The sequence below is a fragment of the Ruegeria sp. YTSC325 genome (assembly GCF_059609525.1).
Window position 1 is genome coordinate 368261 of the sequence record NZ_JBXWLY010000003.1, and the last position, 24022, is coordinate 392282.

At 54.0% G+C, this 24022-nt stretch carries 26 protein-coding genes and 1 other RNA gene; 11 read left to right on the top strand and 16 right to left on the bottom strand.

Going from position 1 to position 24022, the window contains the following annotated elements; all coding sequences use genetic code 11:
• Positions 1-24 precede the first annotated feature (24 nt).
• The 11 genes from AC2FF7_RS06975 to AC2FF7_RS07025 all read right to left on the bottom strand — a co-directional run bounded on the left by AC2FF7_RS06975 (position 25) and on the right by AC2FF7_RS07025 (position 12060).
• A complete protein-coding gene (locus tag AC2FF7_RS06975; protein ID WP_269149602.1) occupies positions 25-555 on the bottom strand; it encodes an OmpH family outer membrane protein in 531 nt (176 codons plus the stop codon).
• A 61-nt stretch (positions 556-616) separates the two neighbouring features.
• On the bottom strand, positions 617-2977 hold the full coding sequence (gene bamA / locus AC2FF7_RS06980; protein WP_170751132.1) for an outer membrane protein assembly factor BamA: 2361 nt from the start codon (positions 2975-2977) through the stop codon (positions 617-619).
• 376 nt (positions 2978-3353) lie between these two features.
• On the bottom strand, positions 3354-4706 hold the full coding sequence (rseP, locus tag AC2FF7_RS06985) for an RIP metalloprotease RseP (protein ID WP_170354124.1): 1353 nt from the start codon (positions 4704-4706) through the stop codon (positions 3354-3356).
• A gap of 4 nt (positions 4707-4710) precedes the next feature.
• Positions 4711-5883 (bottom strand): 1-deoxy-D-xylulose-5-phosphate reductoisomerase, encoded by a 1173-nt coding sequence (gene dxr, locus AC2FF7_RS06990; protein WP_496905417.1) that lies wholly within the window; start codon positions 5881-5883, stop codon positions 4711-4713.
• Positions 5883-6665 (bottom strand): phosphatidate cytidylyltransferase, encoded by a 783-nt coding sequence (locus AC2FF7_RS06995; protein WP_170751126.1) that lies wholly within the window; start codon positions 6663-6665, stop codon positions 5883-5885. Before AC2FF7_RS06995 ends, dxr begins: the two co-directional genes overlap by 1 nt.
• Positions 6662-7393, bottom strand: a complete 732-nt coding sequence (gene uppS / locus AC2FF7_RS07000; RefSeq protein ID WP_170354121.1) for an undecaprenyl pyrophosphate synthase — start codon at positions 7391-7393, stop codon at positions 6662-6664. Before uppS ends, AC2FF7_RS06995 begins: the two co-directional genes overlap by 4 nt.
• 7 nt (positions 7394-7400) lie before the next feature.
• On the bottom strand, positions 7401-7964 hold the full coding sequence (frr, locus tag AC2FF7_RS07005; protein ID WP_170354120.1) for a ribosome recycling factor: 564 nt from the start codon (positions 7962-7964) through the stop codon (positions 7401-7403).
• Positions 7965-8150: 186 nt separating this feature from the next.
• Positions 8151-9146: an acryloyl-CoA reductase gene (gene acuI, locus AC2FF7_RS07010; protein WP_170751122.1), complete on the bottom strand. Its 996-nt coding sequence runs from the start codon at positions 9144-9146 to the stop codon at positions 8151-8153.
• A 100-nt stretch (positions 9147-9246) separates the two neighbouring features.
• Positions 9247-10350, bottom strand: coding sequence for a dimethylsulfoniopropionate demethylase (locus tag AC2FF7_RS07015; protein WP_496849218.1), 1104 nt, complete (start codon positions 10348-10350; stop codon positions 9247-9249).
• Positions 10351-10559: 209 nt separating this feature from the next.
• A complete protein-coding gene (locus AC2FF7_RS07020) occupies positions 10560-11264 on the bottom strand; it encodes a DUF1326 domain-containing protein (RefSeq protein WP_170354117.1) in 705 nt (234 codons plus the stop codon).
• A 4-nt stretch (positions 11265-11268) separates the two neighbouring features.
• Positions 11269-12060, bottom strand: coding sequence for a DUF2182 domain-containing protein (locus AC2FF7_RS07025; RefSeq protein WP_496849219.1), 792 nt, complete (start codon positions 12058-12060; stop codon positions 11269-11271).
• An 86-nt stretch (positions 12061-12146) separates the two neighbouring features.
• On the opposite strand from AC2FF7_RS07025, the gene AC2FF7_RS07030 reads away from it, so the two are divergent.
• The 6 genes from AC2FF7_RS07030 (at position 12147) to AC2FF7_RS07055 (ending at position 16088) form a co-directional block, all read left to right on the top strand.
• A complete protein-coding gene (locus tag AC2FF7_RS07030) occupies positions 12147-12878 on the top strand; it encodes a FadR/GntR family transcriptional regulator (RefSeq protein ID WP_170354115.1) in 732 nt (243 codons plus the stop codon).
• A gap of 10 nt (positions 12879-12888) precedes the next feature.
• Positions 12889-13251, top strand: a complete 363-nt coding sequence (locus AC2FF7_RS07035; protein WP_170751115.1) for a DUF4345 family protein — start codon at positions 12889-12891, stop codon at positions 13249-13251.
• A gap of 35 nt (positions 13252-13286) precedes the next feature.
• Positions 13287-13633: a transfer-messenger RNA gene (gene ssrA, locus AC2FF7_RS07040) on the top strand.
• Between the two features lie 91 nt (positions 13634-13724).
• Entirely contained in the window at positions 13725-14156 is a 432-nt protein-coding gene (locus tag AC2FF7_RS07045) for an ester cyclase (protein ID WP_170751113.1), read from the top strand.
• Between the two features lie 147 nt (positions 14157-14303).
• On the top strand, positions 14304-15557 hold the full coding sequence (chrA, locus tag AC2FF7_RS07050; RefSeq protein WP_496905418.1) for a chromate efflux transporter: 1254 nt from the start codon (positions 14304-14306) through the stop codon (positions 15555-15557).
• 75 nt (positions 15558-15632) lie between these two features.
• Positions 15633-16088, top strand: a complete 456-nt coding sequence (locus AC2FF7_RS07055; protein ID WP_170354111.1) for an SspB family protein — start codon at positions 15633-15635, stop codon at positions 16086-16088.
• Positions 16089-16096: 8 nt separating this feature from the next.
• Here AC2FF7_RS07055 and AC2FF7_RS07060 read toward each other — a convergent pair whose 3' ends face one another.
• Complete coding sequence (locus AC2FF7_RS07060; protein WP_480865477.1) at positions 16097-16660, bottom strand: hypothetical protein; 564 nt, start codon at positions 16658-16660, stop codon at positions 16097-16099.
• A 206-nt stretch (positions 16661-16866) separates the two neighbouring features.
• Here AC2FF7_RS07060 and fumC point away from each other — a divergent pair, with 206 nt between their 5' ends.
• From fumC to AC2FF7_RS07080, 4 genes are all read left to right on the top strand, one after another.
• The gene (fumC, locus tag AC2FF7_RS07065) at positions 16867-18261 is read left to right on the top strand and encodes a class II fumarate hydratase (protein ID WP_480865476.1); all 1395 of its coding nucleotides are present in this window, start codon (positions 16867-16869) and stop codon (positions 18259-18261) included.
• Positions 18261-18437 (top strand): DUF4169 family protein, encoded by a 177-nt coding sequence (locus AC2FF7_RS07070; RefSeq protein ID WP_480865474.1) that lies wholly within the window; start codon positions 18261-18263, stop codon positions 18435-18437. The genes fumC and AC2FF7_RS07070 overlap by 1 nt, the downstream gene beginning before the upstream one ends.
• A complete protein-coding gene (locus tag AC2FF7_RS07075; RefSeq protein WP_170354108.1) occupies positions 18434-18649 on the top strand; it encodes a ribbon-helix-helix domain-containing protein in 216 nt (71 codons plus the stop codon). Before AC2FF7_RS07070 ends, AC2FF7_RS07075 begins: the two co-directional genes overlap by 4 nt.
• Positions 18650-18714: 65 nt before the next feature.
• On the top strand, positions 18715-19317 hold the full coding sequence (locus AC2FF7_RS07080) for a DNA-3-methyladenine glycosylase I (protein WP_496905419.1): 603 nt from the start codon (positions 18715-18717) through the stop codon (positions 19315-19317).
• A gap of 6 nt (positions 19318-19323) precedes the next feature.
• Here AC2FF7_RS07080 and AC2FF7_RS07085 read toward each other — a convergent pair whose 3' ends face one another.
• The 4 genes from AC2FF7_RS07085 to AC2FF7_RS07100 form a co-directional block, all read right to left on the bottom strand.
• A complete protein-coding gene (locus tag AC2FF7_RS07085) occupies positions 19324-20205 on the bottom strand; it encodes a fructose bisphosphate aldolase (protein ID WP_496905420.1) in 882 nt (293 codons plus the stop codon).
• Between the two features lie 72 nt (positions 20206-20277).
• Positions 20278-21627 (bottom strand): cytochrome P450, encoded by a 1350-nt coding sequence (locus tag AC2FF7_RS07090; protein WP_496905421.1) that lies wholly within the window; start codon positions 21625-21627, stop codon positions 20278-20280.
• Complete coding sequence (locus tag AC2FF7_RS07095; RefSeq protein WP_496905422.1) at positions 21624-22838, bottom strand: hypothetical protein; 1215 nt, start codon at positions 22836-22838, stop codon at positions 21624-21626. Before AC2FF7_RS07095 ends, AC2FF7_RS07090 begins: the two co-directional genes overlap by 4 nt.
• Before the next feature lie 63 nt (positions 22839-22901).
• Positions 22902-23654 carry a cytochrome c biogenesis CcdA family protein gene (locus AC2FF7_RS07100; RefSeq protein ID WP_496905423.1) on the bottom strand — a complete coding sequence of 251 codons (753 nt, stop codon included), beginning with the start codon at positions 23652-23654 and terminating at the stop codon, positions 22902-22904.
• A 105-nt stretch (positions 23655-23759) separates the two neighbouring features.
• On the opposite strand from AC2FF7_RS07100, the gene AC2FF7_RS07105 reads away from it, so the two are divergent.
• The gene (locus AC2FF7_RS07105; protein WP_170354103.1) at positions 23760-23993 is read left to right on the top strand and encodes a sulfurtransferase TusA family protein; all 234 of its coding nucleotides are present in this window, start codon (positions 23760-23762) and stop codon (positions 23991-23993) included.
• Positions 23994-24022: the final 29 nt, after the last annotated feature.

Below are 24022 nucleotides of genomic sequence, written 5' to 3' on the forward strand. Positions count from 1 at the left end.
ACCGCGCTTTGAGGGCAAGCAAACCTATTCGTCAGTTTGGCTTTCTAGCGCTTGACCGTCTCCGATCGCGGCGTTTATCCGCGCGATGGCTGTCTCGGTCACATCCGTACGGTCCGAGCTGAGAAAAACGCTCGACCGTTCGATGATGACCGTGGCCCCGGTCTCGCGCAACAGGTCGATCAGGACTGGTTGGATCGTCTCAAAGAACAATTGCTGCGCTTCTTCACTTCTGCGAGACAAAGCGTCCAGCTTGGCGCGTTGTCCATCGCGGTGTGTCTGAACCTTGTTGTCGAACGCCTCGGCCAAAGGACGGAACTCTTCTGGAGTCACTTGCGTGCGCAGTTCCGTCAGATCCTTTTCCTCTTTACTAAGTTCGACGACGATCCGCTCATTCTCCTCCGCCAGCAAAGTTCCTTCGGCCTCGATCTCACGCAAAACGCGCTGACCGAATTCCGAGTCCGCAAACAATCGTTCGCTTGAAATAGTCAAAACCGTCGACGATGGAACCGAGAGTTGCTGCGCCTGTGTCGCAGAAACGAAAAATGCACTCAGCAAAACGCACAGGGCCCATAAAGGGCCCTGTAACTTAGACTGTATCAAGTATGACATCGCCTGATCAGAACCGCGCCTGAATGGTCAGGTCAAAGTTCTGCTCTTGGTCAAAGTCCTCTTTCACCAGTGCCTTCGAGAAGTTGAAGCGCAGCGGACCAAACGGGGTGTCCCAAAGAAGGGACACACCGATGACATGACGGATCGACCCGTCCTCACCCACAATGTCAGCACCGGCTGTGTTCACGTCGTCAAGATTGTACAGGTTGCCCACGTCGTAGAATACACCACCCCGCAGACCTAGCTCTTCAGGTAGGCCAAGGGGAAAATCGGATTCAAACCGCGCGACCCAGTAATAGTTCCCACCGATCGCGTCGTCTTGACCATTGGACAGGTCACGCGGGCCAATACCCGACGGCTCGAAGCCACGGAACGTGCTTGGGCCCAAGACAAAGCGGTCAAGTGTTCGGCTGAAGTCATCTCCGGTCCAATGAAGCGCGCCCAGTTCAAGCGACGCCCGCAGCACCACTTCTTCACTCAAAACTCTGGTCTGCGCGATTGCACGTGCGGTGGATTTGAAGAACTCATTGTCTCCGCCCAATCCCGCGGCATCGACACCAACTTCAAACAGCACGCCCGCGTTGGGGTTCAAGCCACCAAGTCGGCTGTCATACACATAAGACACGCCCAAAGAACTGGTCGAACGCTCACCCTGAGCAATCTCCGACGCAATGACAGCTCCGTTTATTTCATCGTCCTGCTGCGTCATTTCGCTGTTTTCCCAATTATAGCGAAGGCGCAGCGACGACAGTTCACCGATTGCATAGCTTAGCTGAGGGGCAAAGAAGAGACGCTCGGTGTCAAAGCTGGCAAAGCTGGAATTGGTTGTTGCCAGACCAAGCCCCAAGTCAAAACGCAGCCTACGCCCCAGCAAGTAGGGTTCGGTAAAGTTGACAACGTATTGTTCCGAGTCCTGAGCCGTTGAAAGGGTAAGGCCAAGGTTTTGACCCCGTCCCAGAAAGTTAGACTCGTTCAAGCCAACGGCGATACCAAAACCATCCGAGACCGAGAAGCTACCACCGAGGCTAAGCGACCCGGTAGGCTGTTCCTCCACATCAACGTCGACAATGACCTGACTTGGAGTAGACCCTTCGCGGGGTTCAACATCAGCCACAGCAAAGAACCCAAGGGCACGGATACGTTCAGCGGCCTGCCGGATTTCACGGGGATTGAACGGATCACCTTCAACTGTGTCAAACTGGCGGCGGATAACCCGATCCAGCGTGGTTGTATTCCCTTCGATATCGATCCGTTCAACAAAAATGCGCGGCCCGCGGGTGAGTACAAATTGCACATCCAGGGTCAGATCGCTTGGATTGCGTGTGACGCGCGGTTCGACCCGCAAGAAATCAACACCCTGCTTGATCCCTAGACGCTCTTGCCGGGCAATCGAGTTTTCGATCAGTGAGGGCGAATAGGTGACACCCGGCTTGATCTTCAAAGCAGCCTGATAGTCTGCGGCGTCAACGCCGGGAATTTCACTGACTGTCGAAATCTGTCCAAACGAGAATTTTTGTCCTTCGGTGATATTCATCACCAGAAAAAACGCGTCCCGTTCCTGAGTGAATTCGACATTTGTGCTGTTGACGCGAAAATCGACATAGCCCCGCGACAGATAGAAATCCCGAATGACCTGCTGATCAAACTCGATGCGGTCCGCGATGAAGGTGTCTCCGCGCAGGAAGGTACGCAGGAAGTTTGCCTGTTTTGTTTCCAACACACGGCGCAACCTGCGGTCGGTATATGCCCGGTTGCCTACAAAACTGACGCGCTCGATCTCAATGGTTGTACCTTCAGCCACCTCGAACACCAGATCGACCCGGTTATCACTGCGGCGGATAATGCGCGGGATCACCGTGGCAGATACACGCCCTTGGGCTGAATAGATCTGAGCAATCAGGTCCGCATCTGCTTCGGCGACCTGCGGCGTAAACACCCGACGCGGCTCAGACGATATGGCTTCGATCAAAACGTCATCTTTGACGCGACGGTTCCCCTCGATGCTGATCTGATTAATGGTCGGATATTCCTCGACCTCAATCACCAGAGTATTGCCGCGCGGAGTCAGCTCGACTGTTTCAAAAACACCACTGTCAAGCAAACGCTGAAAGGCATCGTTCAGTTCTCCAGCAGTGACAGTCTGTCCGGGTTCGATTCCTGTCCTGGTGATAATCGTCGAGGTTTCGATGCGCCTGTTGCCCTCGACCTCGAACGAATTGATGGTAAAGCTTTGAGCGTGCGCGGACTGCGGTGCAGCCATCAAACCCAACAAAACACAAAAAGAAATTACGGATAGCGCTCGCCACAAAATGTTGTCTGCTTGCGTCTGCCCCCCGCAGGATGTGCCTGCGCCTCGCCTATCAGTCATATTTTTCTCTACCCAAAAATTTAGGACTTTAATGCTGAGTAGCGGGATTAATATTCCTTGTCAAAAGGCCAAAAAGCAAAGCGGCCCGATGGGCCGCTATGATATTAATTCTGATGCTGGTTAAGAATCACAACAGCGTGTCGCAGACCGCGCAAAGATTGGCTGCGAGAAGGAGATACCAGCATGCCAGCAACGCTAATGCAGTCGCTCCAAAGAACAAAATCGAATCCCAGTTCAGCGTGAACAGACAGCTGAAGCTTCTGTACGAATCTTTCAATACACGTGTCATGGCTACCTCTGCGGCATTCAAACTCGTCAGAAAGTTAGTCGCAAAATGAGGCAGGAATGGGGCTTTCGCAGGTCGGTTGCGCCTTATTTAGCAGAACAGATCATTGGTGACGGAAAAGACCATCAAGCCAAGGATCAAGGAAACGCCCACACCCATCAGTACACGCAAAGCACCGTCACTGGGCGGCTTGCCCGCCACGGCTTCGTATGCATAGAAAACCAGATGTCCGCCGTCCAAAGCAGGGATTGGGAACAGATTCAGCAATCCAACGGCCGTGGACAAAACCGCAATGAAGAATATGAAACTTTGCGCGCCCTGACTGGCCATCGCGCCAGATGTTTCGGCAATTCCGATAGGACCTGACATATTACAGGTGCTGATTGCGCCCGTAATCATGTGCCACAGTCCCGACAACGACCCGTCAATGATACGCAGTGTTTGCTGTACTCCGCCGCTAAGGGAGGTGATGAGTCCAGCCGGCTCGCGTTCGGGTTCCAACATCATGCCGCCGACAATTCCGATACGCCAATGAGTCACGAACCCGCCTTCTTCCTGCGGTTCGTCCGTTCTGCGCGGCGCCAAAGCAAATTCCAATTCGGCCCCGTCGCGCCACACATCCAGCAAGAGAACCTTGCCGTCGGACCGCTCCACGTGTTCTTTAAGTTGCTCAAAGGCATAGATGGGGTCGCCGTCGACTGCGTAGATGACGTCTCCGGCTTGCAGGTCGATATCCATGGCAGCACTGCGCGGTGCAACTTGCTGGATAAGGGGCGGATACAACCAAGGACCGACAACATCCAGCGTCTGATCATCCCGAAGGACTGTGTAATCCAGAACAGGTTTGACCGGCAATGTATCCGTAAAGTCCGTCCACGATTCACCCTCATCAAACGCAGGCAGTGGCTGACCTTCGATGGCCAAAATCTCATCGCCTTCACGCAGTTCCTGAACAGTGCCAGGAAGCGGGTAGAGCTTTCCGATGGTCAATGGGCTTTTGGTAACACCTTGTGACAGGAATATTAGCCCGAACACCAATATCGACATAACGAAATTGAACACCGGTCCGGCCGCAACGGTTGCCGATCGTGCCCAAAGCGGGGCGCCATGCATTGTGCGTCGAAGCTCTTCTGGGCTTTGTTCCCGGATTTCAGACATAGCAGTCTCGTCCTTGCCGGACGCCGCGTTGGCGTCCCCAAGGAATTTGACATAACCACCAAAGGGCAAAGCCGCGAATTGCCACCGAGTGCCGCGCTTGTCTACCCTGCTCCAAAGAACCGGACCAAAACCGATCGAGAAGACCTCGGCGTGTATTCCCGACCAGCGACCAACGATATAGTGGCCATATTCATGAACAGCGACAATCGCCGACAGAGCGATCACAAACGCACCGATGGTGTACAGCAAATTACCAAACTGAGGGATCAGCGAAAATACGTCCAAAATTCTATCCTGCTCTTTGGGTCACGGCTTCATCTACCCACTTACGTGCCAAATGGTCCGTTTGCTGTATGTTATCAAGTGTCATAGGGGCATCAATAAGGCCATTTTCGGCGTCAAACCGGTCCAGCACTGCAGCGACCATGTCTGCCATGGCCAGAAAACCGATATGACGCGCGATAAAGTGATCAAGCGCCCGCTCCTTCGCGGCGTTGAACACAGCACCCGCGAGGCCACCGCGTTCCATCACCTGTCGCGCCAATGACAGCGCGGGATACCGCGTTTCGTCCGGTTCAATAAATCTAAGCTGACCAAGTTTAGCGAGGTTCAGGCGATCCACCGGAAGGTGACGTCGGTCCGGCCAATGTAACGCATATCCGATGGCATGGCGCATGTCGGGCGCGCCCATATGCGCCATAACGGCCCCGTCATCGAAACCCACCAACGCGTGGACGATAGATTCCGGGTGCACAACTACTTCTATCTGATCAGGCGAGACGCCAAAAAATTCTTTGGTTTCTATCACCTCCAACGCCTTGTTGAACATCGAGGCGCTGTCGATCGTGATCCGTTGACCCATGTTCCAGTTGGGATGGCTTGATGCCTGTTCGACCGTGGCACCTGCAAGATCTGCGATCGGCCAATCCCGAAATGCACCACCGCTTGCTGTAATGACAATACGCTCGACCGTCGCCATGTCCTCGCCGACAAGAGCTTGAAAAACGGCTGAGTGCTCGCTGTCGACCGGCAACAAACGCGCGTTGTGGTTCTGGGCCGTCTGCATCACCAAAGACCCGGCACACACCAGAGTTTCTTTGTTCGCCAAAGCCAACGTAGCGCCTTGTTTCAGCGCCTCTAAACCCGGCGGCAAGCCTGCCGCCCCGACAATCGCCGACATCACCCAATCCGATTTTCGCGCAGCGGCTTCGATCAGAGCGGTCGCGCCTGCGGCGACTTCTACACCGCTTCCGTCCAGCGCGGCCCGCAAGTCGTCCAGTTTGTCTTCATGGGCGGTCACCGCAATATCGGCATTCAGTCGGCGCGCATCCTGCGCGAGACGCTCGATATTCGCGCCTCCGGTCATCGCCACGATATCGTAGGCTTCGGGGTTGCGGTTGATCAGATCAATTGTGTTCTGACCGATAGAACCGGTCGCCCCGAAAATGGAAATCTTGCGCATTACATGGCTCCTGGCGCGTAGAGCATCCCAGCAATCAAAACGAACAGCGCGGCGCCCATCATACCGTCAAAACGGTCCAGAAACCCTCCGTGACCCGGAATAAGGTTCGAGCTGTCCTTGACGCCAAATTTCCGCTTTGTGGCGCTTTCGATGATGTCTCCGGCCTGACTGGCCATCGAAGCCAAGACCGAGACAACCACAAACAACAAGCCAAACCCGGCATAGCTGGCAAAGATAACGCCGACAATAGCTGCTGCAACCCAGCCTCCAGCCGTGCCGGACCACGTCTTCTTTGGGCTAACTTTGGGCCAGAACTTGGGGCCACCTACAGCTTTGCCAACGAAGTACCCAGCCACATCCGTGGCAACGACAACGGCGATCAGCCAGATCATCCAACCAAAGCCCATATTCTCGCGGATCGAGATGAACCCAAGACCTGCTGCTGCAATCCAGAAAGCGAACAGCGCATAGGTTCCCTTGGATCGACTAACCTGCCCTGCCCCAACCAAGGCCGGCGCGGCCAAAAACGGCAATGTGTATAAGGGTGGTAAGTGATAGCTGAGAACGACCGCTGCGCCTGTCAGGACGCCAAGCTGTACCGCAACACCGGGTTTGCCGGGGTCAACCATACGGACCAGTTCCCACGTCATGAGACCACAGGCTACCGCGATGAAGGCTTCGAACCAAAGCCCGCCCAGCCAAACTTCGACAGCGCCTATGGCGACCAAAACAGCCGCCGACAGCACACGCGCGGTTAAATCAGACCATCGGCCTTCGCTCATGCTGGGATCGCTCCGAACCGGCGATCGCGTGCGCCATAACTGCGGCACAGCCGTTCCAGTTCTTCTGCCGTAAAATCCGGCCACAGAGTGTCAATGAACTCGTATTCGGAATAGGCAGACTGCCAGAGAAGAAAGTTAGAAATCCGAGCTTCTCCGCTGGTGCGGATGACAAGATCCGGATCAGGAAGAACGTGCGTATCCAAATACTTGGGTAGCGTCTCTTCATCCACGTCTTCAGGCTTCAGGCGCCCTTCGGCCACATCCAATGCCAGGCGTTTCGTTGCGCGCGCAACTTCATCCCGCCCACCGTAATTCAAAGCGATGGTCAGGTGTACCAGGTCGTTGTCCTTCGTTGCCTCTTCGAGCGTGTCCATCAAGTCGACCAACTTCGAATCCAACCGCAAACGGTCACCGATAAAGCGAACCCGAATCCCGTTTTGGGCCAACGTTTTGGTTTCTTTGATGATATACCGCTTGAACAAGCTCATCAGGCCAGCAACTTCGGCCTGCGTCCGTTTCCAGTTTTCGGTCGAAAAGGCAAAGACAGTCAAATATTTGATCCCGAGACCCGGGCAAGCTTCGACCACATCCCTCACACGTCGTGCACCTGCCTGATGCCCGAAAAGTCGCGGCCTACCCCGTGCCTGTGCCCAGCGTCCGTTGCCATCCATAATGATCGCAACGTGATGAGGGCCGTCAATCGGCGCTGTATGAGGGGTATCAGGCATAATTCCGTCAGACCTGCATGATCTCGGCTTGCTTGGTTTCAAGCGCAGCGTCGACGGCCTTGATCATCTCATCCGTCAGGTCCTGAACTTCACTTTCCCAAAGCTTCTGGTCATCTTCCGACATCCCATCCGATTTGGCTTTCTTGATCTGGTCCATCCCGTCACGGCGCACATTCCGAATAGAGACCCGTGCGTGCTCGGCGTATTGGCCGGCGACTTTACCCAACTCGCGGCGGCGTTCCTCGTTCAGTTCCGGAATAGGCAGCATGATGATCGTGCCGTTCAGTTGCGGATTGATCCCCAACCCGCTTTCGCGAATGGCTTTTTCAACTTTACCGACAAGGCCCTTGTCCCAAACGTTTACCGTAACCATCCGCGGTTCAGGAACGTTCACGGTCCCGACCTGATTGATCGGTGTCATCGAGCCATAAGCATCGACCATAACAGGTTCCAACATTGATGCTGATGCGCGCCCGGTACGCAAAGACGCAAATTCGGTCCTGAGGTTCGCCATCGCGCCGTCCATGCGGCGTTTCAGATCATCGGTGTCCAGTTCGAAATCGTCAGACATTCTGCTCACTCCCCGTCTTCTGGTGCTGTTTGAAAGGCTCATAAGCCATCACAATCGGGATGTATAGCAATGATGCTCGGGAATTGTGCCAATGACCAGAGGTGTTTCCGGCTTTTTCTCGGTCATTAAATGGCAGGTGGCCCGGCCAGTGGCGTGTCCGGCCGGGTCGCAGGATAAAGTTCCGGATCAGGCGTTTACGTCAATCACAACGCGGCCTTTGACCTGACCCTTGAGGATGTCAGCGCCCAATTGTGGCAGATCGCTCAGCGTCGCGGGGTGCACCATTGCCTCAAGCTTATCCATCGGCAGATCGGTTGCGACGCGTTGCCATGCACGAACACGGTTTTCGTAGGGCTGCATGACGCTGTCGATGCCCAGCAGGTTCACACCGCGCAGCAGGAACGGAATGACGGTTGCTGGAAGCCCGGCGCCCCCCGCCAGACCAACGGCCGAAACCGACGCACCGTATTTCATCTGCCCCAGAACGCGTGCCAGCATATCACCTCCAACGGCGTCAACACAGCCTGCCCAAGTCTCGCTTTCCAACGGGCGCTTGGTTGTCTCGTTCAAGTCATCACGGGGGACAATGGTCGTGGCCCCCAGAGATTTGAGATAGTCGCCCGCTTCAGCCCGGCCTGTAACTGCCGCGACCTCGTAACCCAGATTCGCCAGGATCGCCGTCGCGACCGAGCCAACGCCGCCCGCAGCACCGGTTACCAGAACCGGCCCGTTGCCAGGCTTAAGGCCGTGATCTTCAAGCGCCATAACGGCAAGCATCGCGGTGAAACCGGCGGTTCCGACTGCCATTGCCTGACGCGTATCCAGCCCGTCCGGCAGCGGCACCAGCCAGTCCGCTTTTGCGTTAGCCTTTTGGGTATACCCACCCCAATGGGCCTCACCCACACGCCAGCCGGTCAGCACAACCTTGTCGCCGGGCTTATAGCGATCGTCCGAGGACGCCTCGACCGTACCGGCATAGTCAATGCCGGGCACATGCGGGTAATTGCGCACCAGACCGCCACCCTTGGGCGACATGCACAGTCCGTCCTTGTAGTTGACCGTCGAATATTCGACAGCCACCGTGACCTCACCCGAAGGCAGATCATCGGTTGAAAGTTGTTTGACCACGGGGCTGGCCAGTCCGCTCTCGTCGTCTTTTTCCATCACCAATGCATTAAACATCTGATTTCCTCTCGTTTCAGAAAAGCCAGGCCCAATTCTTCACCTGGCGAAAAATATCTCGGGGGAGCCGCGTAGCGGCGGGGGCAGAGCCCCGACCCCTTTAGATCCAGAACTTTTCCTGCACCTTGGCGCGGCGCATTCCGTCCGGCGTTTCCACTTCAACAACCGAACCCGCGTCCCAGTGGCTCAGCCGCAACATGCCAATGGCGACGTTTGTCTGAAAGTCGGGGGACCACGCCGCCGAGGTCACCTGACCTACGCGCTTACCACCGGCCATCACCGACCACGGTTGATCGCAAGCAGGAACCGCATCGCCATCAATCGCAATGGGGCGAATTTGCTGAACGGGGCCTTCTTTCGCGACGCGTAGGAGCGCATCCCGCCCGATACAACCGATCGCCGTGTGCGTGTTGCAGAACTTGCCCAAACCGCACTCATGTGGCGTGTTGTCGTCTGTCATATCGTTACCATAAGACAGCAGCCCACCTTCGATCCTCTCGATCAGGTTCGGGCATCCTGCGCGCACGTTCAGGTCTTCTCCGGCTGCAAACAGTGCGTTCCAGAGGGGCATCCCGATATCCGAGCCCTCGACATAGATTTCGAAGCCGCCCTGCTTGGAATAGCCCGACCGCGCGACCGCCAGATCGCGGCCTTCGAATTCGAACATGTCAAACTTGAAGAAACGGATATCGCGCACGCGATCACCGAAGACACGCGACATCAGTTCATCCGCTTTGGGCCCCTGCACTGCGAGTGGCGACACATCGGGTTCATCCACCAGCACATCCAGCCGATACCCGTTGGCAATCCCCTTGACCCAGAGCAGCAGATCGCTGTCCGCAATGGAAATCCACCAGCGGTCATCAGACAGTTTCACCGCCACAGGGTCATTCAGCATACCACCTGTCTCATCGACGATTGGCACGTAATAGCACTGCCCTGGCAGCATCCCCCGCAGATCACGCGGGGTCAGCATTTGCATAAGCCGCGCCGCATCTGGCCCGCGCAGTTCAACCTGACGTTCGCAGGACACGTCCCAAACCTGAACATGTTCCTTCAGGTGGCGGTAATCTGCCTGGACACTTTCGAAAACCGTGGGCAAGCGCATACGGTTGTAGATGGTGTATGCTTTGACACCAGCTGCCTCGACACCTTCCGAAAACGGGGTGCGACGCAACCGGCGCGAGAGCGAAACTTGCGGCATTCAGGCCTCCTGCAAGATGGGGACCGGATCGTTGACAGGCCGCGTTGATCCATTTTCGGTCAACATCTTCTGGACCTGCCCGCGATGGTGGGTCTTGGGGTTAAGAGTGTAAGAATTCCATTGCCACCACAGCAATGTAGTGAAACATTCAGGACCCATTGGCGCTTGGGGGGATCAGCCTTGACCGCCCCGCTGCGCCATCAGGATCATCACTTTGGGCCAGTCCAATCAATCGGGCAAATTTCAGCCGACTTACCTCCGAAATCCCATACGCGTCCGTAGTCGCGCACCTTGGATTTCGTACCCCGCGCAACGATGATGTCAGGTCCCATCCAGTACTTCGAATTTGATACCATAACAGGGTGGTCAGCGTCTTTCCCGGCCAGCATCTCGACCTCGCCCTGAATCTTTCGACCAATCGAAATGCGGCGTTTATTTCCGTCGCGCTCGATCTGGACCGGCGCTTTTTCGGCGCCAATAATCTCGCTCACCAGCATGGTGAACAAACCCGTGGTTCCGCCAGCTTGACCGCTGAAGATCTGTAGTAGCCCGTTATAGGCCTTGCCGCTTGCTCTTTCGTCAACATACGCAGCAACTTTCCACTGACCTTCACCCATCCGTCCGGGAATATCGACCAAAAGCCCAACATTCAGCCCCGACAGATCTTCGCCCTCATAGTGCCCTTCGTCGATAATGATACCCATCCAAGCATGACAATGCCCTTCGGTCGGAGGGTGCGCGCCAAGCGACACAACACACGGACAAAACACATCGCAGGAACAATTCAGGATTAGCTCACCCTTGATCGCCCAGTTCGTTGGCGACATCTCACGCCGTTTGGGATTTGGCATACGACTGTCAATACGTTGACTGATCGGCAACCTATCAGCTTCGGGTTTTCTGTTTTTTGCCATTAGCTTATCCTCCGAAAATATAGGGATAGATCAACAGGATTATACCGCCCGTGATCAGTGCAAACCCCAGCGGACGCGTGATCGCGTGCCCGATTTGGGGAAGTTTTTCGAGTACCATGAAGAAGGTCGCAAGACCCATCCACAACAGGCTCATGACGCCGCCCACAAAACCAAGCGCCATAAAGCCCCAGCAACAGCCGACACAGAATGCGCCAAGACCCAGACCCATGCGCAAGCCGCCAGTAAAGCCGGTTTTCCAATGCCCAAGGAAATAGGTCATGGGGGCGTGACAGACGCCGTGACAGACCTCTTTCGCGCGGGTGAACTGAAAAGCTCCGACCGCAATCATCAAGCCGCCTGCCACAAGCCCGGATTTGGCAATGCCCAGCATGTCCACGACGCCGCCGAACAACAAAGCCAATTGCACCCCGGTGATCAGGGCGGCAAATCCGACCCAGACCACGAAATATCCGGTCAGGACACCCAACCACCCCGTGCGCGAGCCGTTTGCGCTGCGGATCAGATCGTCATAGCTGCGCAAGGTCGGGACCAAAGTTGGCAGCATCATCGCCGCCATCATGATTGCCCACATCCAGAACAAGGGGCCGAATTCGGCCATGGGCATATACATGTCCATTCGCGGGTCCATGGCGGCCATCGCCTGCCCCATCGGACCGGGGCGGCCGATAAAATCCAAATCCATATTGCGGCTCATGGTGAACATCATCCACCACGCCCACAGGATCAGAATGTAGAATCCCAGCCACAAGCCACTGCGAAGTACAGCGCGACTCATATGCTCCTCCCGACTCAGTTCTTGCTTTTCAAATGTCAGACTTTTAAATGTCAGACAAATAAAAAAACACAGGCGGTCACAGGATTATGAAAATCGACCCTCGGAAACCTGCAGATTTATCTGCACAAATCGCGCAAGCGATACGCGACGCCATCGTATCAGGCGAATTGATCGTTGATGAGCGTCTGCCGTCCGAAGCCGAACTTGCCGATCAGTTTGAGGTCTCGCGCCCCACGGTTCGTGAAGCGCTGAAAAGACTTGCTGCTCAGTCTCTTATTCGTACGCAACGTGGTGCTACCGGTGGCGCTTTTGTCAATCGCCTGAGTTTCGAAGACGCCTATTCCCAACAGATTACAACCTCAACCTTACTGTTGTCGATGAACACTGTCAGTTTCGATACTGCTTGCGAAGCGCGCTATGCACTGGAACGCGCCTGCGCTCGCCTTTCGTCGGAACGTCGGACGGCCGATCAGCTGGCCACGATGCGCGCCGAAATCTTCAGACAAGCACAGCCGGGCCTGACGGACGAAGCCTTCTGCGCCTCAGACGTGGCCTTCCACCGCGCTTTGGTCGACGGCGCCGGAAACCCCGTCCTGTCCTATCAGCTGGCCGGAGCAGTCGAGGCGATGCAACCGCTTATGAACATGATCACCTTTACGGCCAGATCCCGAGAAGAGATCATTTCGCTGCATACGCAGATCGCGGATGCCTTGGAGCGCGGTGATGTGGAAGAAGTTGACGATAGCCTTTTAAGGCTCGAGAAATACACAAGAAAACTGGCGCGCGATGTCGCCGAAAAAAAGCGTAAACCAGCTTGATGAGGAACAGATGGTACCGGTCCTTAATATTGTCGCAGCCTTACTAACTATTGCCTTTGGTCTGTTCGGCTTTCTTGCACCGGCGTGGACAGCAGCTTCGTTGGATTTAGCACCAACAAGCAGCACCATGGGCCTAAGTGAGATGCGCGCGTCGGTGGGAGGGCTTTTCGTCGTAACCGGGATAGCAGTTCTGTGGCTTAACGCGCCCATGGCTTATACGATGCTGGGTGTTGTTTACGCGGGCGCGGCACTCGGGCGGTTTGTGTCAGTCCTTTTGGACAACCCGCCTTTGATCAAAGCAGTGACATTCGGTGGAATCGAGGCTGTTCTGGCTATTTGGTTGATTTTGGCCAACCTAAACAAAACAACGTAAGTATCTGTTCTGGCGCGCTTCACCCGAAAAACTCGGGAATTGCATCCCGATAGCACCTCACCTATATAGAACAGGTCCTTCGGGACTATGGACATAAACGCGCTCGTAATAAGCGGATCGGACCCGGGGGCGGTACCCGGCGGCTCCACCATAAACCTTCGTTTGGGGTGTTTGGGGCCGAAATAGGATCGACGAACGTCTAAAGGGGTTAGCTTTGTCTCGGCTGTCTGCCACCGTTATCGGCGAAACTAGTACAATTGCAAACGACAATCGTGCTCCGGTTGCAGTTGCTGCGTAAGCAGTAGCAAGACCGAAACTTAAGCCCTTGCGCCTAGCCGCGTAAGGCGGGGTTCGCAGGTACCTGGCAACAGAAACCTGCATTTTCCCCAATATGTTTTTCTACTGTCTTTCGGGCGTTCAGACTTTTTTCACTCCTTTTGCGCATGCATGACCCACAATAAAGGAGAGCTGAGATGTCTCACGCAAAGGTGCTCAGAGAATGGTATTCCGAAGTCTGGGAAAAGGGGAATACCGATGCCATTGATACCTATTTTGCGCCGGAAACAATGGCCGAAGGGCTGATTCCTGAAATGCAGGTAGGTGCTGACGAATTCCGAGACCTCGTGATAGCTTTTCGGCATATCCTGGGCGAAATCGAAGTCGACATGCCCAAAATCGTTGAAGATGGGGATTGGGTGTCAGCTATCATTCATCTGCGTACCACACGCGCCGACAACGGCGCTCCGTTGCAGGCGACCGGTAGTATGATGGGCCGGATTAGAGATAATCGCGTGGTTGAGGTCTATAATCAGTTCGACTTCATCTCACTGTTTGAGCAGCTTGGCCAGTTTCCTCAGGATACCTTACCCATATGTATGACGGGTCAGAGGTTGGATTGGGCGTAAACCGCAGTTCCAATCTTTAAGCTGCGCTGTTTCCCCAACAACTCTGAACCCGCCCTGACAATTCTTGTCTGATCCCTGCTAAAAGCCTGTAAAGCATGACGGTATCCGGATAGAAGACCCGCATAACAGGTCAGCGGATCAAAAACCATGGCGCCAAACACAGCGGAAATGATCAAAGTGTTCGGGCGCATCGGTCTTTTATCTTTTGGCGGCCCTGCAGCGCAGATTTCCCTAATGCATCAGGAGTTGGTCGAGGAACGTTCATGGTTGGACGAGCAAACATTCTTGCGCGCGCTCTCGTTGTGTATGTTGCTTCCCGGCCCAGAGGCAATGCAGTTGGCAACCTACGCAGGCTGGCGGCTACGTGGCGTTTTGGGCGGGTTGATTGCCGGCTTTCTGTTCGTTCTGCCCGGAGCTCTGGTTATTGCAGTGCTGGTATCACTTTACGCGAGTTACGGCGCGCTTCCGCTTGTGCAATCCGGGTTCGTGGGGATCAAAGCTGCGGTGATCATCATTGTTTTGCATGCCCTTAGAAACCTGTCCCGAAAAGCGCTGAAAGATACCGAGCATATTGGCGTTGCCGCTCTGAGTTTTCTGTCGATCTTTCTTCTTAACCTGCCCTTTCCACTGATAATCGTGGCCGCCGCGGTTTGGGGTTTTATTAGGTTCCAGAGCGACAGCCCAACTCGGACAATGAATAAGGTCGACACTCCCACAGGATATATCCGCACCGGACTGACCTGGGTGACACTTTGGTTGGCGCCTTTGATTTTGCTTAGTCTGACGGGTCAGAAATTACTGGCGGACCTCGGCTGGTTCTTCGCACGTCTTGCAGTTGTGACCTTTGGCGGCGCTTACGCTGTGTTGGCGTATATGACCCAAACGGTCGTGGACAAGTACCAATGGATTAGCACACCGCAGATGATTGATGCACTTGGATTGGCCGAAACGACTCCAGGTCCTTTGATTTTAGTGACCCAATTCGTGGCTATGCTTACCGGTCAGGCGGATGGAGGGTTTCCACTTGCCCTCGCGGCCGGTGCAGTTGCGCTTTGGGCAACATTCGTCCCATGCTTTTTATGGATTTTCATTGCCGCACCTTATCTGGATCACCTCGCAAGCCGCCCAAGATTGTCAGCGGCTCTGAACGGAATCACAGCAGCGGTCGTAGGTGTGATTCTCAACTTGTCGGTGTGGTTTGGCTTAAATGTGCTGTTCCACAATGTCCCGCAGAAAACATGGGGTTTCTTTTCGTTTCCTTGGCCTGACTATGCATCCGCGAACCTGATCGCTTTGTGTCTTGTAGTGCTGGCTTGGGTGTTGATATTTAAATTCAAATTTGGCATGGGGCGAACATTGGCCATGATGGCGGCGGCCGGAATGGCCTCTCACTTCCTATGAACAATCCGCCCAATCGTGGTCTTTCGTTTCCGGCGAAATCGCTTATGCTTAGAACATCAATTTTGAGGAAGACACATGTCGCAGGACATTGATTACGGGAACCTTATGCACACGGCGATGCGTGGGCTAATCAAGAAGGTTCTGACAAGCGTTTCGAAAAACGGCCTGCCAGGGGCGCATCATTTCTTTATTACCTTCGACACCCAACAAGATGGGGTGGAATTAGCTGACTGGCTGCGCGACAGATATCCCGATGAAATGACAATCGTCGTGCAGCACTGGTTTGAAAACCTAGAGGTCGGCGACAAGGGGTTCGCGATCACACTGAATTTTGGCGACGCGCCTGAGCCGCTTTATATCCCTTATTCGTCCATCAAAACGTTTGTTGACCCCTCGGTCGAGTTTGGTTTGCGCTTCGAAAGCCCGGAAGAGGAAGAGGTTGCTCAATTCATCGAAGACGCTATCGAAGTTGAGGAAGAAGAAGAGCAACACGACGCCGACGTCGTTTCGCTCGACAGCTTTCGCAAATAACCGCTGGATTATTGACGCTTTAGAAAAGTCTCGACTGATCGGGACTTCACTCCGTTTCTGAACCGCGAAAACGACAGATTCAGACCGCCTTCAGTCAGCGTTCGATCGTATTGCTGCAGCTCGTAGCCACCGTTTTCGTCGATGAACAAGGAAAAAACTGTCATTGTTTGCCCATCGATCCGGCCCCATACGAACGGTTCGCCCTGCATCGGATCCAAAGGCACTTCGTGTCCAAAGACATTACGTCTCATTGCGGCAGAAAATACGTCTGTACGCTCGGACTCTTTGAAATCAATGGAAAACGATTGCTCTTTTATCCGACCGTCTGCTTTGTAGGTCGTTGTTTTCCAACTGACATTAAACCCATCTTTAAGTTCGTGGATCGAGACGCTCATGTCCCTGGGGACTTCACCTCCATCCGCGTCCACCATGTTTGCAGAGCCAACATAGTCACCAACAAAGGGGGCGATTTCGTCAGCAAGAACAGGTTGAGACGAAAGCGTAATGCACACGAGCGCAACAACAGAGAACGTGAGCATTTTTAGGGCAAGTAGCCGTTCTGAAAGTAACACGAGACTCTCCGCAACATTGACTAACTTATTCTAGCCCACCTGTTAGCACGCACAATGGGTCGAATTGTAATCCCCTAAATAAAATGAAGCATTTGTCGATCTATACCTTTGTGAACCATAAGTTTAAGGTGCGCGAAACTGCCCGATTGCACGGTGGCGTAGTGGCAGGTAAATGGCATACGACTGTATACAAGACGGAGTGACAGATGTCCCAGACCCGCACAGAATCCGACAGCTTTGGCCCGCTGGAGGTTCCTTCGGATAAATATTGGGGTGCGCAGACCCAGCGCTCCATCATGAATTTCCCCATTGGATGGGAGAAACAGCCTGTGGCCATCGTGCGGGCCTTGGGCGTTATCAAAAAAGCCTGCGCAATGGAGAACAAGGCGACTGGTAAACTGGACGCTCGGATCGCTGACGCCATCATTCAGGCAGCCGGAGAAGTCTTCGAAGGCAAGTTCGACGACAACTTCCCACTGGTCGTGTGGCAAACCGGGTCGGGAACTCAGTCCAACATGAACTCAAACGAGGTCATCGCGAACCGTGCGATCGAGATTCTGGGCGGCGTTATTGGATCCAAGGATCCCGTGCACCCCAATGACCATTGCAACATGGGACAATCTTCGAACGACACCTTCCCCACCGCCATGCACATCGCCACAGCCATGAGCGTGCGTGACGTTCTGTTGCCTGGGCTCGAAAAGCTAGCCTTGGGGTTGGAGCGGAAATCCGAGGAATTCAAAGATATTATCAAGATCGGGCGGACTCATACACAAGACGCAACGCCGCTGACTCTGGGTCAGGAATTCGGTGGCTACGCCCATCAGATCCGTCAGGGGATCGAGCGCGTAAAGGCCGCTATGCCTGGTATCTATGAGCTAGCTCAGGGTGGCACTGCCGTGGGCACCGGTTTGAACACTCAAAACGGCTGGGGCGAAGCCGTTGCAGCAAATATGGCCGAGATAACCGGCCTGCCCTTCGTGACCGCGCCTAACAAGTTTGAGGCGCTGGCCGCGCATGACGCCATGGTCTTTTTGTCGGGCGCTTTGGCGACAATCGCGGGTAGCTGTTATAAAATTGCCAACGATATCCGTCTGTTGGGATCGGGTCCTCGTTCAGGTCTGGGCGAATTGATCTTGCCGGAAAACGAACCGGGTTCGTCAATTATGCCCGGCAAAGTGAACCCCACACAGGCCGAGGCACTGACACAGGTCGCGGCGCATGTCATGGGCAATGACGCCGCAGTAAAGTTTGCCGGAAGTCAGGGCCACTTCGAGTTGAATGTTTACAACCCGATGATGTCCTACAACCTGTTGCAGTCAATCCAGCTTTTGGGCGATGCCGCCGATAGCTTTACCGAACGGATGCTACTGGGCATTCAGGCAAACGAGCCGCGCATTGAAAAGCTGATGAAGGAGTCGCTGATGCTGGTGACGGCTCTGGCGCCCACCATCGGCTATGACAACGCCACGACGGTTGCAAAGACTGCGCATAAGAACGGCACGACCCTCAAGGAAGAGGCCATCGCCCTGGGTTTTGTGGATGAAGCGACATTTGACGCCGTGGTCCGCCCCGAGCAAATGATCGGTCCAAAGGACTGATGAGTAAGCCGGTCAATCTGAACCGGTACCGAAAGGAAAAAGCGCGGGCTGAAAAGAAGGCCCGCGCCGACCAGAATGCTATTACCTTTGGGCGTAAAAAGCCTGAAAGAGATGCAGCCGAGAAAGTACTGAACAAACAACGCCGCGACTTGGACAACCATGAGTTGGAGGAATGAGCGGCCGCCCCGTCAAACGGTCCCTGACCCTGAAGGGACACCGTACTTCGGTATCGCTCGAGGATGAGTTCTGGCAGGCATTCCGTGACATTGCCAAAATAAAGGATATTCCAATCAATGCGCTAGCGGCTGAAATTGACGTGTCTCGTGATCCTGAAATCGGCTTGGCATCGGCAATTCGTGTGTACATTTTGAACTGGTATCGCGCCTGATATTGGGTGCTTGATTTAAAACTACCGGGCTGTGTATGCTCGACCGGAACAAAAGTGGTACATACATGAGCCAGACTACACAAGGACCGGACGGTCAGCCTCGCTGCAAATGGTGCCAGGCCGCGCCTGAGTTTTTCGATTATCATGACAACGAATGGGGATATCCCGTTGCGGATGACCAACGCTTGTTCGAAAAGCTATGTCTCGAAAGTTTTCAATCCGGGTTGAGCTGGCGGACAATCCTATCCAAGCGCGAGAATTTTCGGAGAGCGTTTAAACAATTCGAAATCAACGCTGTAGCGGCGTTTGATGATGCAGACATTGAACGTCTTTTGCACGATGAAGGAATTGTCCGACATCGCGGCAAAATTCAAGCCGTCATAAATAACGCCCAATGCGCACAATGTCTGATCACTGAGTACGGATCACTTGCTGCTTATGTCTGGCAGTATGAGGCAGATATGCCACCCGAACCTCAGACAGCGTCAACCTCGGCTGAGTCTGTGGCCATGTCCAAGGATCTTAAAAAGAGAGGTTGGAAATTCGTTGGGCCAACCACTGTTTTTGCGTTCATGCAAGCGATGGGGCTTGTAAATGATCACGCAAATGCATGCGTCATGCGCGAAAAAGCGGCGCAGATGCGCCGCAATTTCATTGCGCCAACGTAGATCTGTTTAAATCGACGCGCGGTAGATTTTCTCGATATTCCCACCCAGAGCTGCGTTGAACTCATCATTCGATTGCTTTTTCGACAGTCCCTCAGTCAAAGCACGCGAGAAAGATGCGATCATTTTACCGTTCTGTCCCAACAAATCGCAGGCTTGTTCTGTTGAATATCCGCCCGACAAAGCAACCACACGCACCACGCGTGGATGATCGGCAACGGCGTCATACAGGTTCGCATTGGTGGGGATCGTCAATTTCAGCATCACATCCTGTCCCTCGTCCAATTGATCAAGGTTTTTCAGGATCTCGGCCTTCAGAATGTCTTCGGCCTCGGCTTTGGATGCCGAATTGATGTTCACCTCAGGCTCGATGATCGGAACCATATCAGCCGCTATCACTTCCCGCGCAATGTCGAATTGTTGCGCAACTACAGCTGCGATGCCCTTGGCATTGGCTTCATGAATAACCGAGCGTTCTTTGGTTCCAAACACGCCCGACGCCTTCGCTAGGGTGTCGGCCAGACCAGGGATCGGCTTCATCATCTGAACACCATTCGCCTCGTCCTCTAACCCTTTGTCGATCTTGAGAAAAGGAACGATGCGCTTTTCCGACCAAAGGAAATCAGCGACTTTTCGGCCATTAATTTCTTCACCCAGAGTCCGTTCGAACAGGATGGCTCCGATAACTTTTTCATTGGTGAAATCATCTGCCAGGATAATCCGGGCGCGCATCTTCTGAATTTCCCCAAACATCTCCTCGTCCGAGGAATAGTCTGAAGCCTCAACCCCATAGAGTGCCAGCGCTTTGGGAGTCGAGCCGCCGCTTTGATCCAGTGCTGCAATAAAGCCAGCTCCATTGGACATTTGCTCGCGCTGTTCTGATTTGGACATATGATATTCCCGTTCGAAATGATTCCGCTGTTTTCAACCGCATACAGCATGGCGCATCGCGATGGTAGTTTGTTAGCGCTCAACGATGCGCAACCAAATTCCGTCTTTCGACCGGACAGTCAGATGCGCCACCGGAATCGGCGTTTTGCCCTCGATTAACTCGAACCGGAAGTGCTGCAGCAATTTGGACAGGATCAATGGGCCCTCGATCATGGCAAATCCAGCGCCCGAGCACACACGAGGACCAGCTGAGAACGGAATGAAGGCTTCTCGCTGGCAACGCTTGCCGTTTTCCGTGGCCCATCTGTTCGGATCAAACTCATCCGGATGATCCCAAAGGCGTTCGTGCCGGTGAACATGCCACGGGCTGATAACGATTTGAGCCCCTTTTGGAACGTCGCGGTCGCGAAAGCGTTCGGGGCACGTAGTTTCCCGCACCATCATAGGGACAGGCGGATAAAGTCGGAGCGTCTCGCGAAAGACATCTCTGCTCAGCTTTAGTTTCGACATCTCCGAGATATCGGAGAGATTTACAGCCTGAGCTTCGGCAGCAAGCTTATCTTGCCACTCTGGGTATAAGGCCATCAGGTACAACGCCCAAGCCAGAGCCGAGGCGCTTGTTTCATGGCCTGCCAGAAAGAAAATCGCAACTTGGTCGACCATCTCATTTGTGTCGAAACATGTCCCGGTCTCAGGGTCCGGAGTCGTCATGATTTTAGTTGCCAGATCGTTGGGCGCACATCCTCGCGCAATTAATTCAGCACGTTGTTGCGTCAGCTTCCCAATCAAAGCCCTTATTTCATTTGCGTTTTTTCGAGTTCTTGAAGAATGGAACCGAGGCATCCACCGTGGTAGCGGAACAAATGCGGCCAGGTTCAACAAGGGTTGCTGGCGTTGGTAATCCCTGAACTTCTGAAAGACTTGCGCTGCGACTTCATGTTCGATCGGCACTGAGAATAAGGTTCGAAAGATAACATCGGCGGCGGCATGGCTTGTTAACTCTTCACATTCGATATCGGTGCCGACCAGAGGGCGTATTCGTCGCACTGCTGCTTCCGCGGCCTGAAGCATCGCAGGGAACGTATCTTTAAGCCGTCCCCCCTCAAACGCCGGGTCGATGATCCTGCGTTGTCGTTTCCACGTTTCACCATTGGTTAAAAAAACAGACTCTCCTAAAAGTGGTCGTAAGCCTTCGCTGATGCGTTCAGATTTAGGAAAACCTTCCGCTCGTTTTTTCAAAACAGTTTCAACAAGTTCAGGCTGATTCATCATGTATGAACGGAAGAACGGAGTCCGAAACTCGGCCATCCATGCGCGATACAGGCGTTGCGGTTGTGCCGAAAGGATATCTTGACGAAACAGCTTGAGGTACCGCCACAGCGAAACATGGTTTGGGCGTGAGGGCGGCTTTGGCGGTATCACAGCATCACCGTCCGGTGCTTTGAGACTGCGATATCGATACGAGACTTAGACGAACTACATTCGCGGAATCTCTGGGCCAAAGACTGAGGTCCGGCCGTGATGCGGAAATAGTCGTACGCCCCGACACGATCAAAGGCGCACAAATACTGAAAATGAAGACGAAAGAAACGCCACCGCAAAGCCTGCCAACGCTCTGGCGAAAGTGTTTGCGTGAATGCAGCCGACAAGACCAAGGGCCATTTTTTACTTTCGGTTGCGACGCCGGAAACGCCGACAGGGTCGCAAAGAGCAAAAGAACATCCGTCACCCGGAGCCGATACGTCCACCCAGGTGAGATTGTACTGAACGGAAAGAAATTGAAGATCTGTCCGCAACTCTTTGGCATTTGGGAGAAACGACACCATTGGCACGACCTGACCCAAGGATAGGAAAGATAGAGCTGGTCGGAAACCTGTATCCGGTGCATTCCTGATTACATCAGCCAGAACTGAGACCCCGATATGTGCGCCGGAACTGTGGCCAACAACCAAGACTTCATCCACGTCCGTAACCAACGCCTGCTTAATAAGTTCGGTGAATTCGGTCATGCGTTTTCGCAAAGCAGCGGGCGTTTCACCCTTTAAGCTCGCCGAATAGGCGTAGTCGTGCATCAGATAATAAGCGAATAGCTTGTTGTCGATCTTTTGAAACCAACGCAAAAGCAGGCAGAACGTCAGAATGGCTGGAGCAATGGCAAAGAGGTCAAAAAATTGGCTGCCGCCTTTCCAGATGCCCCAAGCGATGGCCAGTGCTGCGGCCAGCTGGAATACAAGCATCGCAAACGGATAAAGTGCAGCGATTACAGGCCCCTTGCGTAAACGCATCAGTCGTCCAAATGTCCCATTCGCAAGGTAAATCCACGCGGTTCTAACCAGTTGCACATAAGTCGCAACAACCGAGTTGGACATGCTGTCCCTGACAATATCCGACCAGACCAACACCTGAATCTGTGTCTCAACCTCGGTTCCGTCTTGTTCCGAATGGACATGCCATCCAAAGGGACCGTCCCCCATTTTGGCTGAAACCGATATCTGATATCCTGACAACGCGGACTGCGCCGCCCCTTCCGAGCGGTACAGTTCGCGGTATCTGCGAGGATGTATAGGATCATAACCGGGAATGTAAAACACCCGGCGCCGTTTGACCTGCTCTTGGTTTTCGTGACTGTTCATAGTCTTACCTTCTGCTGAGCAGATTAGCGCAGCGTTATTATCAAGGTAAGTCAGATCAGTACTTTAGCCAAAATTTGCCAGCGCCGGGAAAGCTTCCAGCAACCACCAGCTAAACTCGGTGAACAACCCGGTGATCAACATGATGCCAACGAACAACAACAACCCACCCATCACTTTTTCGATTGTCGCCATATGAGGCTTGATCTTGTTCATAACGGTCATCGAGCGGTTAAGGAACATTGCAGCCAGCAAGAACGGTATGCCGAGTCCCGCAGCGTAAACACCCAAGAGCAACGTTCCACGGGCCACCGAGGCTTCAGACGCCGCCAAGGACAGGATCGCGCCAAGCTGAGGACCGATACACGGCGTCCATCCAAAAGCGAAAGCCAGTCCGAGGATGTAAGCTCCAAAAACAGAACCGCCCGAATCTCCGGTTTCGATCCGCGCTTCACGGTCCAGGAACGGGATGCGGAAGACATTCAGAAAGTGAAGACCGAACACAATCACCACAGCACCTGAAATCTTCGCGAAAAGCACTTGGTTTTGCAGGACAAACGCGCCAAAGGCCGAGGCCGTGAAGCCCAGTAACAGGAAGACAGTCGACAAGCCCAGCACAAAGAACAATGCGGTCAGCGTCGCTTTGCGCCGCGCCGCAGTCTGGTCCTGCATTTCGTTGATCGACACACCGCTCATATAGGCAAGATACGGTGGCACGATCGGCAAGACACACGGCGAAAGGAAACTAATCAGTCCGCCCAGCATCGCGATGAACATGGCAGGCAGCAGGCCCGCGTCGATGATATCTATTCCAAACATAATTCAGCACATATGGTATGATGTGGCGAACGTCACGAGGCCATTCAGTCACATCCTCGTGGTTGCACGCTGGACACCCGGTCAAAGTGGAAATATTTCATCTCTATGTCAAACCCAACTGAAACTCTCGACGCATTGGGCCTGCTTTGTCCCCTGCCCGTTCTGAAAGCTAGAAAACGTTTGAAATCAATGCCCTCCGGGGCAGTTCTGCGTGTTCTGGCCGACGATCCTGCTGCGATTATTGACGTCCCGCATTTCTGCAGCGAAAGCGGTCACCACTTGCTGGCGCAAGAAGAAACCGAAGGCCATCAAGTCTACCTGATCCAGAAAAAAGGCTAAGTTTAAGTCGCGAATGTTACAAAAAAGGC

Bases quoted from the DNA above. Each gene is read 5' to 3' on its own strand.
- bamA (WP_170751132.1), bottom strand. From the start codon at position 2,977: ATGACTGATAGGCGAGGCGCAGGCACATCCTGCGGGGGGCAGACGCAA.
- dxr (WP_496905417.1), bottom strand. From the start codon at position 5,883: ATGCGCAAGATTTCCATTTTCGGGGCGACCGGTTCTATCGGTCAGAAC.
- AC2FF7_RS06995 (WP_170751126.1), bottom strand. From the start codon at position 6,665: ATGAGCGAAGGCCGATGGTCTGATTTAACCGCGCGTGTGCTGTCGGCG.
- uppS (WP_170354121.1), bottom strand. From the start codon at position 7,393: ATGCCTGATACCCCTCATACAGCGCCGATTGACGGCCCTCATCACGTT.
- frr (WP_170354120.1), bottom strand. From the start codon at position 7,964: ATGTCTGACGATTTCGAACTGGACACCGATGATCTGAAACGCCGCATG.
- acuI (WP_170751122.1), bottom strand. From the start codon at position 9,146: ATGTTTAATGCATTGGTGATGGAAAAAGACGACGAGAGCGGACTGGCC.
- AC2FF7_RS07015 (WP_496849218.1), bottom strand. From the start codon at position 10,350: ATGCCGCAAGTTTCGCTCTCGCGCCGGTTGCGTCGCACCCCGTTTTCG.
- AC2FF7_RS07020 (WP_170354117.1), bottom strand. From the start codon at position 11,264: ATGGCAAAAAACAGAAAACCCGAAGCTGATAGGTTGCCGATCAGTCAA.
- AC2FF7_RS07025 (WP_496849219.1), bottom strand. From the start codon at position 12,060: ATGAGTCGCGCTGTACTTCGCAGTGGCTTGTGGCTGGGATTCTACATT.
- AC2FF7_RS07030 (WP_170354115.1), top strand. From the start codon at position 12,147: ATGAAAATCGACCCTCGGAAACCTGCAGATTTATCTGCACAAATCGCG.
- AC2FF7_RS07035 (WP_170751115.1), top strand. From the start codon at position 12,889: ATGGTACCGGTCCTTAATATTGTCGCAGCCTTACTAACTATTGCCTTT.
- AC2FF7_RS07045 (WP_170751113.1), top strand. From the start codon at position 13,725: ATGTCTCACGCAAAGGTGCTCAGAGAATGGTATTCCGAAGTCTGGGAA.
- chrA (WP_496905418.1), top strand. From the start codon at position 14,304: ATGGCGCCAAACACAGCGGAAATGATCAAAGTGTTCGGGCGCATCGGT.
- AC2FF7_RS07055 (WP_170354111.1), top strand. From the start codon at position 15,633: ATGTCGCAGGACATTGATTACGGGAACCTTATGCACACGGCGATGCGT.
- fumC (WP_480865476.1), top strand. From the start codon at position 16,867: ATGTCCCAGACCCGCACAGAATCCGACAGCTTTGGCCCGCTGGAGGTT.
- AC2FF7_RS07070 (WP_480865474.1), top strand. From the start codon at position 18,261: ATGAGTAAGCCGGTCAATCTGAACCGGTACCGAAAGGAAAAAGCGCGG.
- AC2FF7_RS07075 (WP_170354108.1), top strand. From the start codon at position 18,434: ATGAGCGGCCGCCCCGTCAAACGGTCCCTGACCCTGAAGGGACACCGT.
- AC2FF7_RS07080 (WP_496905419.1), top strand. From the start codon at position 18,715: ATGAGCCAGACTACACAAGGACCGGACGGTCAGCCTCGCTGCAAATGG.
- AC2FF7_RS07085 (WP_496905420.1), bottom strand. From the start codon at position 20,205: ATGTCCAAATCAGAACAGCGCGAGCAAATGTCCAATGGAGCTGGCTTT.
- AC2FF7_RS07095 (WP_496905422.1), bottom strand. From the start codon at position 22,838: ATGAACAGTCACGAAAACCAAGAGCAGGTCAAACGGCGCCGGGTGTTT.
- AC2FF7_RS07100 (WP_496905423.1), bottom strand. From the start codon at position 23,654: ATGTTTGGAATAGATATCATCGACGCGGGCCTGCTGCCTGCCATGTTC.
- AC2FF7_RS07105 (WP_170354103.1), top strand. From the start codon at position 23,760: ATGTCAAACCCAACTGAAACTCTCGACGCATTGGGCCTGCTTTGTCCC.